The sequence below is a fragment of the Collimonas sp. genome (assembly GCF_035566375.1).
In the GTDB taxonomy this organism is placed as follows: domain Bacteria; phylum Pseudomonadota; class Gammaproteobacteria; order Burkholderiales; family Burkholderiaceae_D; genus Collimonas.
In genome coordinates, this window is record NZ_DATMRK010000046.1 from 98,629 (window position 1) to 114,099 (window position 15,471).

A 15,471-nucleotide genomic window follows, 5' to 3' on the forward strand; every position below is an offset into this window, starting at 1 on the left:
TGCCGTCAATCTTTCCGCTAGCCAACTATGACCATCCTGCTATCCACACTCAACGCGCGCTATTCCCACGCCTCTCTCGGGCTACGCTACTTGCAGGCGAACATGGGCGATCTGCGCGAGCTTACGCAATTGCATGAATTCGTCATCGGCGCCAAGACCACCGACATCGTCGAAAAGCTGCTGGCGCACAAAGCTGCCACAGGCACCACCATCGTCGGCTTCGGCGTGTATATCTGGAATATCGAGGAAACCACCAAGGTGGTGGCAATGCTGAAACGGGTGGCGCCGGAGATGGTGATCGTCCTCGGCGGTCCGGAAGTGTCTTACGAATCGGCCGAACAACAAATCGTCCAGCTCGCCGATTATCTGGTGACCGGCTGGGGCGACGTTACCTTGCCGCAGTTATGCCGGCAGATCCTGCATGGGCCGAAGCCGCTGATGAAGGTCCACGTCGGTGTCCAGCCGCCGATGGCTGATATTGTCCTGCCGTATAGCTTGTACAGCGACCACGATATCGCCCATCGCACCTTGTATGTAGAGGCTTCGCGCGGCTGTCCGTTCAAATGTGAATTCTGCTTGTCGGCGCTGGACAAGACGGCATGGCCTTTTGCGCTCGACAATTTCCTGGCCGAGATGGAGTCGCTATATGCACGCGGCGCGCGGCTGTTCAAATTCGTCGACCGCACTTTCAACCTGAACGTCAAGACCAGCCTCAAGATCCTGCAATTCTTTCTCGACAAGCTGGCGGCCAATCCCGACGATCCGGTGTTTGCCCACTTCGAGCTGGTGCCGGATCATTTGCCGGACGCCTTGAAGGAGTCGATCGCGCAATTCCCGCCCGGCGCGCTGCAATTCGAAATCGGCATCCAGAGTTTTAATCCGGAAGTGCAGGCGCTGGTCAGCCGCAAGCAAAATAATGAAAAGGCGGCGGAAAACATTCGCTGGCTGATACAGCAATCGCAGGCGCATCTGCACGTCGACTTGATCGCCGGCCTGCCGGGGGAAGACGTCGCCAGTTTCGCCCGCGGTTTCGATCGCCTGGTTGAGCTGCAGCCGCATGAAATCCAGTTCGGGATTCTGAAGCGCTTGCGCGGCACGCCCATCATCCGCCATACCGAACCCTACGGCCTGATCTTCGATCCGCACCCGCCCTATACCATCCTGGCGACCAATCTGATCGACTTCCAAACCATGCAACGCCTGCAACGTTTCTCGCGCTACTGGGATCTGGTGGCAAATTCAGGCCGCTTTGCGCACACGTTGCCGATCTTGCTGGGCGAGTCGCCGTTTGCAAACTTCATGGCGTTTTCCGATTGGCTGTACGGCAAGACCGATGCGACCCATCGGATTGCGCTGGATCGGCTGGCAGGCCTGGTCGGCCAGTGGTTGCGTTTGCAAGGAATGAGTGAAACCGCGGTCAACGCCGTGCTCAGCACGGACTATGCGGGCAAACCAGCCAGGCAAGCAGACTTGCCACAGCTCCCGCTCAAACCCGACGGCCTGGTTGCGCCGAAACGTCAGGCGCGGCATCTAACCCATTGATTTGGTGGCGCTGCCAAGGTCCAGCATGTGCTGGCGCCAGGCGCCGATCAACTGCTGCGCAATGCTGTCCATGGAAGCCAGCGTCACGCTGCTGCTGTGATTGATGATCATCAAGGCATACACATTGGCGAGCGCATTGACCTCGGGCGACAAGGCGCATTCCTCCCCTACCGCAGGCCGTTGCAGACGCCAGTAATTGATGGCTTGTTCCAGTTCGGGCAATGAGATATTCATGGCTTAATTGTACCTGCCGAGGCCGGCTTGTCAGCTATGTTGCATAAATATTGTCAAAAAACTACGCCGGCGACCAGGATGATGTTGGCGTAAGGCGTGAACTCGCCGGTGCGGATAACGGCTTTAGCGCTCTGCGTCATGCGCTTGAAATCGGCATGCGACAAAGTACGCTTGTCGGCCAGCCCGAGAGTATCGATCTGCTGCGCCAGTTGCGGGCTGTGCAGCGGCAACTCGTCAGCCAATACGTGGTGTTCGACCTGCATTTCCGTCAATACCGTTTGCAAAGTCACCATGAAGCCAGGTACGCCGCGCGTCAGCGCCAGATCGATCAGCGGCACGCCGGGCGGCACCGGCAAACCGGCGTCGCCGATCACGATACTTTCGCCGTGACCGAGCGAGGCAATCAATTCCGACAGGGCGATATTCAGCAATGGGCTCTTCTTCATTTCAAGCTTCCAGTTCGTGACGATAAGGAATCGAGGTTTGAGCGCCGATGCGGGCCACGCTCAGGGCTGCCGCGCGTTGACCGAAGGCGATGGCGTCGGCTTCGCTGCGGCCCTCGGCCAGAGCGGCGACAAAACCGCCGATGAAGGTATCGCCGGCGGCGGTGGTATCGACCGCCTTGGTCGGCTGCGCGGCGAAATGGACCGAGCCGGACGACAGCGCGGCATACACGCCCTTCTCGCCCAACGTCACCAGCACATTGGCGCTGCCGGCAGCGCGCAATTTCGCGACAGCGGCTTCGATGGCGGCGTCGTTATCGAGACTGGCAGCGTTCAAGCCGGCCAGCATGGCCGCTTCGATTTCATTCGGAATCAGATAGTCCACTTGCGCCAGCAGAGCGGCGGGCAAAGCTTGCGCTGGCGCCGGGTTCAGCACCACGATCTTGCCCAGTTCATGCGCCAGCTTAATCGCATGGCTGACGGTGGCCAGCGGCGTCTCCAGCTGCAAGACGACGATGCGCGCCTGTTCGATCAGGCTGCGGGCAGCGTCGATATGGGCCGGGCTCAGCGCGTCGTTGGCGCCGGCTGCCAGCACAATACTGTTCTGGCCATTAGCGTCGACCAGGATCGATGCCACGCCTGACGCTTCGCCTTCTACGGTGCTGACATAGCTATCGTCGATACCGTCGCGGCGCAGGGCGGCGCGCAGTTCTGCGCCAAAGGCATCGTCGCCGAGACAGGCAACCATCGCCACCTTCGCGCTGTCGGCGCTGAGGCGTGCGCAAGCGACTGCCTGATTCGCACCCTTGCCGCCGGAGATGGTCTGGAAGCGGCCGCCGGACAAGGTTTCACCGGGATGCGGCATGCGCGGCACGCTTAGCACCAGGTCCATATTGATACTGCCGATGATGACGATCATGTGTATTCTTAAAAGTAAGGGTTACTAGAGTTTTCCGTCGTCACGACCTGACGGTCGAGTCGCGGATGTGTAATTCAGGGGCAATCGAAATCCTCTGCAATGGCCGGTCGGGCGTCGCAATCCGTTGCAGCAGGCATTCGGCGGTGAGCTGGCCAAGCTTGCGCGTATTCTGTGCGACGCTGGTCAAGGTCGGATGGACGAATTGCGCCAGGTCGATATCATCGAAGCCCACCACCGCCAGCGCCTCAGGCACTGCGATGCCGTGCTCTGCCGCGGCGCGCAGCGCACCGATCGCCATCAGATCGTTACAGCAAAAAATCGCATCCGGCGCTTGCGAGGGCTGGGATGCAAAGCGCGCCAGCAAACTGCGCGCCGCCAGATAACCGCCGGCGCTGGTGAAGTCAGCGTAGGCCAGCAAACTCTCCGGCAGCGCAACGCCCGCAGCCTGCAAAGTCTGGCGCAAGCCGCCGATCCGCTCGCGCGAAATCGCGATGTCTTGCGGGCCGCCGATGCAGGCGATGCGACGCCGGCCCAGGCTCAGCAGATGCGCGGCCGCCAGCGCGCCGCCGGCGGTATTGTCGACCGCTACCAGATCGATCGCCATGTCTTTCGGCGCACGGTCCAGCAACACGGTCGGCACTTTCATCTTGCGCAACAGTTCGCCGTCGGTTTGCGCCAGCGTCGCCACGATCAAGCCATCGCAACGCTTGGTCAGCAGCACATTCAGATAATCGCGCTGCTTGGCCGGGTCGTCATCCGAGTTGCACAGGATGACGCTGTAGCCGGCCGCATAACAACTATCTTCGATGCCGCGCGCCACTTCCGAAAAGTACGGATTAGTGTTGTTCGGAATGATCAGGCCGATACTGCCGGTGGCCTTGCTTTTCAGCGAACGCGCCAGCGCACTCGGCATGTAGGCCAGCGACTCCACCGCCGCCAGCACGCGCGCCCGGGCGTCGTCGCTGACCGGGCGGGTATGGTTGAGGACGTGCGAAACCGTGGTGTACGAAACCCCGGCGCTGCGCGCTACATCCTTGATGGTTGCCATATTATTTACTCAATGCCTGATGCAGCTTAGTGCGTTGAACGTTCGCCGCGGCGACGATAAGTATCCAGCACCACTGCGGCGACAATCACCAGCCCGGTGATGATACGTTTCATCGGTTCGCTGACGCCGACTTGCGCCAGTCCCGCTTCCAGCACCGAGATGATCAGCACGCCGATAAAGGTGCTGATCACCGAACCGCGCCCACCCATCAGGCTGGTGCCGCCGATCACCACCGCTGCAATCACTTGCAATTCCATGCCGACGCCGCCGTTCGGATCAGCCGCTTCCAGCCGCGATACCTGGAACAGCGCACCAACGCCCGCCAGCAAACCCATCAAGGCAAACACCAGCACCTTGCTGGGGCGCGGATTGATGCCTGCCAGGCGCACCGCTTCTTCATTGGTGCCGATCCCGATCCAGTGGCGTCCCAACACGGTCTTGGTCAATACCAGATGACCGACGATGACGACCACAATGGCGGACAGAAAAGCCGGCGACATGCCGAACAGGACAGGCGAACTGATACCGTCCACCGCACTCCCAATATATTCAGTGCGCGAATTGGTGACCTGGTAAGCCAGGCCGCGCGCCATTTCCAGCACGCCCAGCGAGACGATAAACGACGGAATCCGCCAGCCGACCGAAATCGAACCGGTCAGCATGCCGCACAAGCTGGCCACAAATACGCCCAGCACGGCGGCCGCAAACAAAGGCCAGCCCCAGCGCACCATCGCCATCGACAGCACCGAGGCCGCCAGCGCCATCACCGAACCGACCGAGAGGTCGATGCCACCGATGATCAGCACGAAGGTCATGCCGACCGCCATCACCACCAGCGTCGGAATATCGTTGGACAGGGTAGTGAACGTGGCGGAGGTCAGGAAGTTTTCGCTTAAGAATGAGAACAGCACGCACATGGCAAGCAGCGCGCCGATCAAGCCCAGGTAATTCTTCAGGCCGGACATGCTTCGGGTAAAGCTTCGGGTAAATAAGAGAGTTGTCATGATTTTCGATTATGTTGATTGCAGCGCGGGCTTCAGACGGCTTGCGCGGTGGATGTATCTGCCGGAGTATTATCACTGCCGCTGCCGTTACCATTTCCGTTCACGTAGCCGCTGAACGCCGCCGCCAGAATCGTCTCCTGGCTCCATTGGCCGCGCTCAAAAGTGTCGACCAGCTTGCCGGTGCTCATCACGGCGATGCGGTCGCAAATCAGCATCAGTTCGCGCAGGTCGCTGGAAACGATCAGCAGCCCCTTGCCTTGACGCGACAGCTCGGCCAACAGTTTGTAGATATCAAACTTGGCGCCGATATCGATGCCGCGGGTCGGCTCGTCGAACAGCATGATCGGGCAATCGCGGTACAGCCAGCGCGCGATAACCACTTTTTGCTGATTGCCGCCGGATAGTTCGCCGGCTGCCTGCATGCCGTTGCGCGAGCGAATCCGCAGGCGCTTGATGTAGTCCGTGGCGACCTCGGCCTCGGCCTGCTTGTCGAGTATGCCGAACTTGCTGACGGCAGGCAGTTTAGCCAGCGTGGTGTTAAGGCCGATCGATTGCGGCAGCAGCAAGCCCTGGCTCTTGCGGTCTTCGGTGATCATGGCGATGCCGGCGGCGACAGCGTCTTTCGGCGACGAAATTTTTGCCGCTTGAGTTTGATCGCCGATGAATACTTCGCCCTGATCGGCGCGATCGGCGCCGAAAATCAGGCGCAGCAATTCGGTGCGGCCAGAACCGATCAAACCGGCGACGCCGAGAATTTCGCCGGCGCGCAAATCGAATGAGGTCGGCGCAACCACCGCGCCGCGCCCGAGATCGCGCACTCGCAGCAAGGGCGCACCGATAGTGCGATGGCCCAGATCAAGCTCGGCTTCTGCAGCACGGCCGACCATCAGTTGCACCAACGCTTCAGTGCTGTAGCCGCCGATGACGTCGTCGCATACCAGTTGGCCGTCGCGCAACACGGCGATGCGGTCAGCCACCCGCTTCAACTCTTCCAGCCGATGCGAAATATAGATGATGGCCACACCTTCCGACTGCAGCCGCGCTATCTGCGTGAACAGCAACTCGACCTCGCGGCTGGTCAGCATGGCGGTGGGTTCATCGAGCACCAGCAAGCGGCAGCTGCCGATCAGGTTGCGCGCGATTTCCACCATTTGCTGATGGCCCACGCCCAGTTCGCCGACCGGCGTCCAAGGATCGATATCGGTCAAACCTACCGCTGCCATCTGGACCCGTGTCGCCGCCGCCAGCGCGGCCTTGTCGATCCAGCCGAAGCGATGCGGCATTTGGTTGAAATATAGGTTTTCGGCAATGCTCAGGGTGGGAATCAGGTTCAATTCCTGCATCACCATGCGGATGCCGAGATGCTCGGCTTCCTTGCGCGAGCCTGGCTGGTAGCTTTGGCCGTCGAGCAGCATGCTGCCGGTAGTTGCGTCCACCAGGCCGCAGACGATTTTCGAGAGCGTGCTTTTGCCGGCGCCATTTTCACCGGTCAAGGCCAGGATCTGGCCCGGGCTGATGCTGATTGAAACGTCGCTCAAGACCGGTTCGACATAGGTCTTGCCGATTCCGGTCAAGCTTAATAAGGGAACTGCGGATGCAGCGGCGCGCAGCTCAGGCTGGTGCGCCGCGTTGAATTCATTGGACATTCTGTCCTCCACCTATGACAGGCGTGGTTGTGTTTTGACAATGAGTTTTGACAATAAGCTGAGTAGGGACAGGGCAATGCGTCGCGCTTGGCGACTGCACGCACCTGTCCCTCGTATGCAGATTACTTGCTGTCTTTGGTCACCAGCGAGACCTTGGTTTCAACAGTGCCGCCGAGAGTGTTCTGGGCTTTTTTGTCGGTAATCGCCTTCAATACCGTCTCGATACCGAACACTGCTTGTTGCGAAGCGAACTGATCGGCGGTTGCCAGCACGCGGCCGTCTTTCAACATCGGCTTGATGGCGTTGATGTTGTCATAGCCAACCACCAGTACCTTGCCAGTCTTACCTGCCGCCTTGACCGCAGCGACTGCGCCCAGGGCCATGTTGTCGTTACCTGCCAGCAGCGCCTTGATGTCCGGATTTGCATTCAGCATGGCAGCAGCAACCTTATTGCCCGAGTCCATTTCCCATTGCCCCGATTGCACCCCAACTACCTTGGCGCCGGCGGCGGTCATTGCATCCTGGAAGCCCAGGGTACGTTGCTGTGCATTAAACGTGGTGGAGACGCCTTCGATGATGGCAACCTTGTCGCCGCTCTTGACTTGCTTGGCCAGGTAATCACCGACCAGCTTCGCACCCTTGCGGTTATCCGGGCCGACGAATGGCACGGTGATGCCTTTTTCCTTGAGCGCTGCGTCATCCAGCTTGTTGTCGATATTGACCACGATGATACCGGCGTCGATGGCTTTCTTGATGACCGGCACCAGCGCCTTGGAGTCAGCTGGAGCAATCACCAGGCCGTTGACCTTGGAGACGATCATCTGTTCGACGATCTTGATTTGGTTCGAAGTGTCTTGTTCGTCCTTGATGCCGTTGGCAATCAGGTCATATTGGGCGGCGTGGGCTTTCTGATGCTCCTTGGCGCCGTTTTCCATGGTCAGGAAAAATTCATTGGCCAACGATTTCATGACCAGCGCAACCTTAGGTTTGGCGGCGGTCTGCGCCAGCGCAGGCAAAGAAGGCAGTGCACAGACGAGAATGGTGGCGGCAATCAGCTTGAGGCGGATACGGGTATTCATCAAAAGTCTCCTGAAAATTGTTATGAACTGCGGCTATTAAGTGCGTTGTTGAAAGCATATCCGTTCGGATCGGCATGCCATCTTTTGGAGTGCGCAAACGTTTGCGCGTTTCGATGATAGCACCACATCCGGCAAAAACTCAAGACCGTTGCACTGCATGCAAAAACCGCAATAAATTCTTGGAGAAGACAGCGAGGAAGACGGATAACAGGAGATTCCGGTCCTGACATCAAGCGCAGATCAGGCGAGCAGGAAGCGCTCCAGGCGTTGCACGCCGTCTTCCAGACGCTCAAGCGAACTGGCAAAACACCAGCGCACATAACCCTCCCCTTCCGGACCAAAGGCGTTGCCGGGAGCCAAACCGAGCCCGGCGTCGCGCACCAGCTGCTTGCACAGCGCCAGGCTATCGCTGACGCCGTCAACGCGGAAAAACAGATACATCGCCCCCTTCGGCCGCGGCGCGGTAATTCCCGGCAAGGCGTTCAAGCGCTGATACAGGAAATCGCGCGCCGCACGATAACGCGCTACCGTGTTGCCGATGATTTCATCACCACGCTCGATGGCGACGACGCCGGCCCGTTGCACAAACCCCGGCGCGCACGATGTGTTGTATTCGATCAGTTTGCCGATGTCCGTCATCAAGGTCGGCGGCGCCACCAGCCAGCCCAGCCGCCAGCCGGTCATCAGCCAGGATTTGGAAAAACTGTTGGAGGAAATCAGGCGGTCGTCGGCAGCGGCGATATCCAGAAAGGAAGGTGCGCACTGAGGCGCATCGGCTTGCTCGGTGTAGACCAGCCGTTCATACACGTCGTCGGCGACAATCCAGATGCCGTGCCGGCGGCAGTGCGCCAGCACGATATCCTGTTGCGCGCGCGGCATGTCCCAGCCGGTTGGATTGTTGGGCGAATTCAGCAAGACTGCGCGGGTGTCCGGCGTCAAGGCGTCCAGCAGTTGTTGCAGATCGAGTTCCCAGGTCTGGCCGAATTGCAAAGCCACCCGCACCACTTCGGCGCCGAGGATTTTCGGGATCTCGGCGACGTTCGGCCATAACGGCGTCACCGCAACCACGCGATCGCCGGGATTGATGATCAGTTGCGACAACACCATCAATGCCGATACCCCCGAGGAAGTGACCGCTATCCGGCCGGCCTCGACCGGCTGATGCAAGGCGGACAAATAGCCTGCAATCGCCGCCCGCAAAGGCGGGATGCCATAGTTGTGGGTGTAGAACGTATCGCCGTCATCCAGCCCGGCCTTGGCCGCATCGCGGATGAAGCTTGGGGTCACCTGGTCCGGTTCGCCGAACCAGAATGGCAATACATCGTCGCGGCCGATGCCGACATTGGCGACCTCGCGGATGCGCGAGGCTTCCAGTTGACGAACCACGGCACGGGCGACGGCGGGATGATCCAAAGACATGGCAATATCCTGTTAGCAAGAGCAATAATCAACGTCGGCTTGGCTATGTTTGAGGCAGGCGGCGACAGCGTTACTTGCCAGGAAGTGTAGCCGAAAGCGCGGTGAGCCGTGGCCCGGCAAAGTCACCGAGCCAGTGGCCTGTACTGTTTTCACGCCAATAAAAAAACCGCTCGTTGTGAGCGGTTTTTTCTGCTGCAGATTGATGCTTATGCGGCTTTGCGCTTGGCGACTACTCTTTTGGGCGCAGCCTTTTTTGCCGCCGGTTTCTTGGCTGCCGGTTTCTTCGCTGCCACCGCTGTTGCCTCGCCGTCTTCCGCTTCGACCGCAGCTGCTTTTGCCTTGCCCTTGGCCGGCGCCTTGGCTTTGCGTTCTTCAAACTCGAAGCTGACCTTGCCATCCTTGCCCTTGACCAGGAAGGCCTTGAACGGACGGCGCGTGCGCTGCGAAATAAAGCCCGGCAACAAATCGGTCTTGCCGTCGTTGAGCAGCTTGACCATTTGCTCCGGCAGGATTTCTTGCTGGAGGATGATGCGACCGCTGCGGAAATCGCAAGTCTTCGGTTTCGCTACAGAATTTTCGCAGACATAGGCCAGGCCCATTTCATACACGCCGCCGGCGCATTTCGGACATGGCCCAAGTGCGGTCTGGCCGGTGAAATCAACCCCCTCGCCATCTTCGCCTTCGCCGTCGTTCTGGCCGAAGTCGAATTCCAGCTTGAAGTTCTTGATCTCTTCATCGCGGCTGATTTTCAGGATCGCGGCAAACGGCCGGCCCATCTTCGAGCGGAAGCCTTGCAGCGGGCCGATGGTGCGTTTGGTCAGCAATTCTTCGACTTCAGGAATTTCGAACTGACGGCTGCCCGGCGTCTTGCTCATCGAGAATTCGCATTTGGTGCAGGCGAAGCGGCGATAGTTTTCCTTGACCACGCTGCCGCAATTCGGGCACGGCGCCAGCAAGGTGGCATAGTCGCCAGGGATGGTGTCGTTATCGTATTCCTTGGCGCGCTTGACGATGATCTGGGTCAGTTGCGCGATTTCGCGCATGAACTCTTCACGGCTGATGGTGCCGCGCTCGATTTGCGACAGCTTGTGTTCCCACTCGCCGGTCAGTTCAGGTTCGGTCAATTCATCCACGCCGAGACCATGCAGCAAGGTCATCAGCTGGAACGCCTTGGCGGTCGGCATCATTTCCCGGCCTTCGCGCAGCAGGTATTTTTCGTTCAGCAAACCTTCGATGATCGCGGCCCGTGTCGCTGGCGTGCCGAGACCTTTGCCGGCCATCGCTTCGCGCAGGTCGCCGTCGTCCAGCAATTTGCCGGCGCCTTCCATGGCCGACAACAAGGTCGCTTCGGTGTAGCGCGCGGGTGGTTTGGTGACCAGGCCGTTGGCGGTAATCTTGTCGGTCTTGACCTTTTCATCCTTGGCCACGGCGACCAGCGTACCGCTGTTTTCCGGATCCTTGTCATCGGCAGCTTCCTTGCCATAGATCGCCAGCCAGCCCGGATTCGTCATGACCTTGCCTTCAGTCTTGAACTGATGGCCTGACACTTCAGTGTAGCGGGTGGTGACCTGGAACTCTGCGGCCGGGAAAAATACTGCCATGAAACGGCGTGTCACCAGGTCGTATAGCTTCTGTTCCGGCTCCGACAGATTCTTCGGCGCTTGCGTGGTAGGAATGATCGCAAAGTGATCGCTGATCTTGGTGTTGTCGAAGATCCGCTTGTTCGGTTTGACCCAGCCTTTGTTCAGGATTTGCGCAGCGAACTGCTGGTAATTATTGTTCTCGGATACCGTTTCCAGCGCCTGCTTGACGGTGCTCAGGTAATCTTCCGGCAGGTGACGCGAATCGGTACGCGGATAGGTCAGCACCTTGTGCTTTTCGTACAGCGCTTGCGCCAGTCCGAGCGTGTTCTTGGCGGAGAAGCCAAAACGCGAGTTGGCTTCACGCTGCAGGCTGGTCAGGTCGAACAGCGCCGGCGCCATTGAGGTGGTCGGCTTCGATTCTTCACGCACCGCGCCCAGCTTGCCGCGGCAGGCGGCAACGATGGATTCGGCGGCAGCCTTGCTCCACAGGCGTTCAGCACGTTTTTCCGGATCGTTTTCATCCTTCTTGTGCGCGGTATCGAGCCAGCGGCCTTCGTAGATACCGGCAGCACAGACGAAATCGGCACGCACTTCCCAGAAATCGCGCGGCACGAATTTCTTGATCTTCTCTTCACGCTCGACCACGATCGACAAGGTCGGCGTCTGCACCCGGCCGACGGTGGTCAAATAGAAGCCGCCTTCTTTCGAATTAAAGGCGGTCATTGCGCGCGTGCCGTTGATGCCGATCAGCCAGTCCGCTTCGCTGCGACAGCGGGCGGCGTCGGCCAGCGGCAGCATGTCCTTGTCTTCGCGCAAGTGAGTGAAGCCGTCGCGTATCGCGCCCGGCGTCATCGATTGCAGCCAGAGCCGCTTGACCGGTTGCTTGGCTTTTGTATATTGCGCGATCAGGCGGAAAATCAGCTCGCCTTCTCGCCCGGCGTCACAGGCGTTGATCAGGGCTGTCACGTCTTTGCGCTTGATCAGCTTGTTGAGCACCTTGAGGCGCGACTCGGTCTTGGCAATCGGGTTCAGCGCGAAATGCGGCGGGATCATCGGCAGATGGGTGAAAGTCCATTTGCCGCGCTTGACATCGTATTCCTCGGGAACGGCGATTTCCAGCAGGTGGCCGACCGCCGATGACAGAACGTATTCGTCGGATTCAAAGTACTCATCGTGCTTGGTGAAGCCGCCGAGCGTCTTCGCGATGTCGTTCGCGACAGAAGGTTTCTCAGCAATGATGAGGGTCTTGCTCATAGTGTTGTCTCGAAAGTAGCGCGCATTATCTCAGCGCATGTTTTTGCTTTTGCACGCAAGCGGCAGTCTGGAAATTTAGTTGCCCGCTGGAAATCACCCGTAATATAGCAGTAAACTCTTAACAGAAAATTCGTAGCAGCAGGTAACTCCAGCAAATTTCGCAGCCGGCGCCGCATATTGCGGCCAATGATAAGCGGGTTGTTGGAAAAATCGCAAGCAGCAAGACCTTGGTCTGGCCAGCATGCAGCAGGTGTAAATGGCGATTAGTGCAGCTGGCGCGGCTCAGGATCGTCGTCTTCGTCGAGAAACAGCTCGTCGAACATCAAGCCATCCGGCTCCTTGCCCTGGCTCCATAGCACCATCAATACGATCACCTTGAGTTTGTCGAGCGGGACCGGAGTCTCGCTGACGGTCAACGCGCGCGCAATGACAATCTCGCGTTGCACCGGGTTGAGCATCTTGGCCGATTCCAGAAACTGGATGAAACCAATCGCAGCAATGCCCAGCACGTCGATCTCTTGCTGCGCGTAGATGCGGATGCCAAAAGAAAAAGCGGTTTGCTGCGGATATTTATCGGCGAATTCGTGATTGGTTTCCGCCAGATCCGTCAGCCAGCCGAGCGCCTTGGCGATTTCGTCATCTTCAAAGCCGATCGCCGACAGCTTCTTGACCAAAGCCTCCGGTTCAGGACAGGCGTCGGGCCGATAATAAGTTTCATACAGATAAACAAGGACTTCAAACATGGTTCTACTGTATCGCTAAGGTAAGGGTAAAACAAGTAAAGTGCAGCGGCAACAGTGACTCCTGCTACACCATATACGTATACAAGTATCGCAGGATTTATGCAAAGCCGCCAAAAATGGCAAAATACCATCGTTATCGGCGCGGGCTATATCCGCCGATATTTAGCCGATATTCAGCCGATACGACGATAAATCCCACCTGGTAAAACCTCGATCAGGCCCGCCAGTTCAAGCTCAAGCAACTGGCCGCTCAGGCTAGCGGCGTTACTGCCGCTGCGCGCCGCCAGCGCATCGAAGCTGACCGGATCATACCCGAGTATGGCAAGCAGCTCTTGATTGCCGGCGCCGGCGACCTCGACAGCGGGCGCCTCATGCTGCGCTGCCGGGGCTGTAGCCTTGATCGCCGAACATGAGGCGCCCGCACGCAAAGCACCCAGTTCTTCCAGAATATCCTGTGCCGACTCCACCAGCTTGGCGCCCTGCTTGATCAGTTGATGGCAGCCTTTCGACAGCGGCGAGTGAATCGAACCGGGAATCGCGAAGACGTCGCGGCCCTGCTCTGCCGCCATCCTGGCGGTGATCAACGAACCCGATTGCGCCGCCGCCTCGACCACCAGCACACCACGCGCCAGGCCGGAAATGATGCGGTTGCGACGCGGGAAATTGGCGGCGATGCCGGGCATGCCAAGCGGGTACTCACTGACGAGGCAACCGGCCTCGGCAATCTGATGCGCCAGCGCGCGATTGCGCGCCGGGTAAACAATGTCGGCTCCGGTGCCGATCACCGCCACCGTACTGCCGCCTTCAGGATTGCCGGCGGCGCCGCGCAACGCGCCTTGATGAGCGGCGGCGTCTACCCCCAAAGCCATGCCGGAGATGATGGTCAGGCCGCGCTGGCTGAGGATTTCAGCAAAACGATCGGCATTGGCAATACCCTGCACGGTAGCGTTGCGGCTGCCGACTACGGCCATGGCCGGCCGCGCCAACAGTTCAGCGCGCCCCTTCACATACAACAGCAGCGGTGGATCGGGTATATCCAGCAAGGCTTGCGGATAGGCGCTGTCGGCCAGGGTAAATAACTGATTGCCAGGTAACTGCAGCCATTCCAGCGTGCGCGCGATCAGTGCCTGAAGCGCATCCGACGGCGCCGCCAGCAAGGCATAGGCAATGCGCTCAGGCACCACCTTGTGCAAGGCAGAGAAAGAGGACGAGAAAATATTTTCCGGTAAACCGAAGGCAAGCAGCAAGCGACGCGCGGTTTCCGCGCCGACGCCTGCAGTCTGCTCCAGGCGCAGCCAAGCTGCCAGTTCGGCGCTATCGTTTGCGGCATGGTGGCGGTTCAGCTCGCCACCATCGTCATGGACGATTATCTTTATTAACAGCGCGTACCTCTATTCTGGCGATCTGGCGATATCGCCGATATCGACCGGATTCCGGACTTCCATGATCAGGCCATACGAAATATGGTTGAACACGCGGAAAATGAACACAGTACCGTATTGTTCATCCGGCAGCTTGACCTTATTGTTGTGATCGGCCGGATCCTTAACTACTTTTCCGAGGCTGTACAACTGCAGCACCGTACCGACATCGATATTGTCAGCCTTGCCGCGATTGACGGTCAGGATCTGGTTCTGCGCCGCGGTTGCCACACCGCCGTAGACCGAGACTACGCGGGCGTTGACGTTGCTGGCCGGTGCATGCGGCACATAATTCATGATCGGCTCAACTGGCCGTGGAATGATGCGATCGCCGACTTGCATCTCTTCCTTGGTGTCGACCACGCTGAATGTCGCCGCCTCGTCAGGCGTGCTGCCTTTGCGCTCCAGCTTCAGGCTGCCGAGATACAGTGCTTCATTGGCGATGACCTTGCCGGTGTCCGGATCCCTGAGCGGGTTGCCAGGACGGAATACCTGGAATGCGGTAGCGTCCGTCAGATCGCCGCGCACATAGGCTTTATCGCCCTTGCCCAGGTTCAGATGGCCATCCTGGACCCCCACGATATGTGGCGCAGTGTTCAAATCGTCATCTTCGATGATCAACGGTTGTGACAGGAAAGGGCCGATGGCGTCGGCGGAAATGGCAGTGATCGCATCGCGTCCTATGCCTTGCACCCGTGTCTGCGGTGACAATTTCACCACACCCGGTTCGCCGGCAGAATTTCCGAGACGCAGGCGGCCGTTAACGCGATCGAAATAAACGATCTGTCCCGGATAAATCCAGTGCGGATTACGAATCTGGTCCTGGTTCAAGCCCCATACTTGCGGCCAGCACCAAGGATGTTGCAGGAACTGTCCGGAAATTCCCCACAGCGTATCGCCACGCACTACAACGTGCTGATCCGGGGCGTTGGCTAGAAATTCGCAACGCGCAGGCTTGACCGCCTGAGCATGAGCCATGCTGCCAAATCCGGCACTTAAAGCAAGAAGGAGTGCAGCTGTGCTAAACTTTTTCATATTCTTTCCAGTGGATACTGCGTTAAATTGGCGCCTACATCCTGGTTTCGTCGCCATGGCTTGATCGAGGCAAAGCAAAAAACTTGCCATAGTGAATCAAA

Annotated in this window: 13 protein-coding genes; 1 reads left to right on the plus strand and 12 read right to left on the minus strand. The window is 58.8% G+C overall.

Annotated elements, in window-relative coordinates; genetic code table 11:
* The first annotated feature begins 27 nt into the window (after window positions 1-27).
* A complete protein-coding gene (locus tag VNZ60_RS14500; protein WP_325660280.1) occupies window positions 28-1,542 on the plus strand; it encodes a B12-binding domain-containing radical SAM protein in 1,515 nt (504 codons plus the stop codon).
* Here VNZ60_RS14500 and VNZ60_RS14505 read toward each other — a convergent pair.
* From VNZ60_RS14505 to VNZ60_RS14560, 12 genes are all read right to left on the minus strand, one after another.
* Complete coding sequence (locus VNZ60_RS14505) at window positions 1,531-1,776, minus strand: DUF3717 domain-containing protein (RefSeq protein ID WP_325660282.1); 246 nt, start codon at window positions 1,774-1,776, stop codon at window positions 1,531-1,533. The two genes, VNZ60_RS14500 and VNZ60_RS14505, sit on opposite strands and share 12 nt — an antisense overlap.
* Window positions 1,777-1,829: 53 nt before the next feature.
* Complete coding sequence (gene rbsD, locus VNZ60_RS14510; RefSeq protein ID WP_325660284.1) at window positions 1,830-2,222, minus strand: D-ribose pyranase; 393 nt, start codon at window positions 2,220-2,222, stop codon at window positions 1,830-1,832.
* A 1-nt stretch (window position 2,223) separates the two neighbouring features.
* Window positions 2,224-3,138, minus strand: a complete 915-nt coding sequence (gene rbsK, locus VNZ60_RS14515; protein WP_325660286.1) for a ribokinase — start codon at window positions 3,136-3,138, stop codon at window positions 2,224-2,226.
* A 40-nt stretch (window positions 3,139-3,178) separates the two neighbouring features.
* A complete protein-coding gene (locus tag VNZ60_RS14520; protein ID WP_325660288.1) occupies window positions 3,179-4,186 on the minus strand; it encodes a LacI family DNA-binding transcriptional regulator in 1,008 nt (335 codons plus the stop codon).
* A 26-nt stretch (window positions 4,187-4,212) separates the two neighbouring features.
* On the minus strand, window positions 4,213-5,190 hold the full coding sequence (locus VNZ60_RS14525; protein ID WP_325660290.1) for an ABC transporter permease: 978 nt from the start codon (window positions 5,188-5,190) through the stop codon (window positions 4,213-4,215).
* A 32-nt stretch (window positions 5,191-5,222) separates the two neighbouring features.
* Window positions 5,223-6,836, minus strand: coding sequence for a sugar ABC transporter ATP-binding protein (locus VNZ60_RS14530; RefSeq protein ID WP_325660292.1), 1,614 nt, complete (start codon window positions 6,834-6,836; stop codon window positions 5,223-5,225).
* A 122-nt stretch (window positions 6,837-6,958) separates the two neighbouring features.
* Window positions 6,959-7,915, minus strand: a complete 957-nt coding sequence (locus tag VNZ60_RS14535) for a sugar ABC transporter substrate-binding protein (protein ID WP_325660294.1) — start codon at window positions 7,913-7,915, stop codon at window positions 6,959-6,961.
* 240 nt (window positions 7,916-8,155) lie between these two features.
* Window positions 8,156-9,334 (minus strand): pyridoxal phosphate-dependent aminotransferase, encoded by a 1,179-nt coding sequence (locus VNZ60_RS14540; RefSeq protein ID WP_325660295.1) that lies wholly within the window; start codon window positions 9,332-9,334, stop codon window positions 8,156-8,158.
* A 206-nt stretch (window positions 9,335-9,540) separates the two neighbouring features.
* Entirely contained in the window at window positions 9,541-12,171 is a 2,631-nt protein-coding gene (locus VNZ60_RS14545; protein ID WP_325660297.1) for a DNA topoisomerase III, read from the minus strand.
* Between the two features lie 263 nt (window positions 12,172-12,434).
* The gene (locus VNZ60_RS14550; protein WP_325660299.1) at window positions 12,435-12,914 is read right to left on the minus strand and encodes a Smg family protein; all 480 of its coding nucleotides are present in this window, start codon (window positions 12,912-12,914) and stop codon (window positions 12,435-12,437) included.
* Between the two features lie 173 nt (window positions 12,915-13,087).
* Window positions 13,088-14,284 carry a DNA-processing protein DprA gene (gene dprA, locus VNZ60_RS14555; RefSeq protein ID WP_325660405.1) on the minus strand — a complete coding sequence of 399 codons (1,197 nt, stop codon included), beginning with the start codon at window positions 14,282-14,284 and terminating at the stop codon, window positions 13,088-13,090.
* 21 nt (window positions 14,285-14,305) lie between these two features.
* The gene (locus VNZ60_RS14560) at window positions 14,306-15,370 is read right to left on the minus strand and encodes a LysM peptidoglycan-binding domain-containing protein (protein WP_414648845.1); all 1,065 of its coding nucleotides are present in this window, start codon (window positions 15,368-15,370) and stop codon (window positions 14,306-14,308) included.
* Window positions 15,371-15,471 lie beyond the last annotated feature (101 nt).

Bases quoted from the DNA above. Each gene is read 5' to 3' on its own strand.
- VNZ60_RS14500 (WP_325660280.1), top strand. From the start codon at position 28: ATGACCATCCTGCTATCCACACTCAACGCGCGCTATTCCCACGCCTCT.
- VNZ60_RS14505 (WP_325660282.1), bottom strand. From the start codon at position 1,776: ATGAATATCTCATTGCCCGAACTGGAACAAGCCATCAATTACTGGCGT.
- rbsD (WP_325660284.1), bottom strand. From the start codon at position 2,222: ATGAAGAAGAGCCCATTGCTGAATATCGCCCTGTCGGAATTGATTGCC.
- rbsK (WP_325660286.1), bottom strand. From the start codon at position 3,138: ATGATCGTCATCATCGGCAGTATCAATATGGACCTGGTGCTAAGCGTG.
- VNZ60_RS14520 (WP_325660288.1), bottom strand. From the start codon at position 4,186: ATGGCAACCATCAAGGATGTAGCGCGCAGCGCCGGGGTTTCGTACACC.
- VNZ60_RS14525 (WP_325660290.1), bottom strand. From the start codon at position 5,190: ATGACAACTCTCTTATTTACCCGAAGCTTTACCCGAAGCATGTCCGGC.
- VNZ60_RS14530 (WP_325660292.1), bottom strand. From the start codon at position 6,836: ATGTCCAATGAATTCAACGCGGCGCACCAGCCTGAGCTGCGCGCCGCT.
- VNZ60_RS14535 (WP_325660294.1), bottom strand. From the start codon at position 7,915: ATGAATACCCGTATCCGCCTCAAGCTGATTGCCGCCACCATTCTCGTC.
- VNZ60_RS14540 (WP_325660295.1), bottom strand. From the start codon at position 9,334: ATGTCTTTGGATCATCCCGCCGTCGCCCGTGCCGTGGTTCGTCAACTG.
- VNZ60_RS14545 (WP_325660297.1), bottom strand. From the start codon at position 12,171: ATGAGCAAGACCCTCATCATTGCTGAGAAACCTTCTGTCGCGAACGAC.
- VNZ60_RS14550 (WP_325660299.1), bottom strand. From the start codon at position 12,914: ATGTTTGAAGTCCTTGTTTATCTGTATGAAACTTATTATCGGCCCGAC.
- VNZ60_RS14560 (WP_414648845.1), bottom strand. From the start codon at position 15,370: ATGAAAAAGTTTAGCACAGCTGCACTCCTTCTTGCTTTAAGTGCCGGA.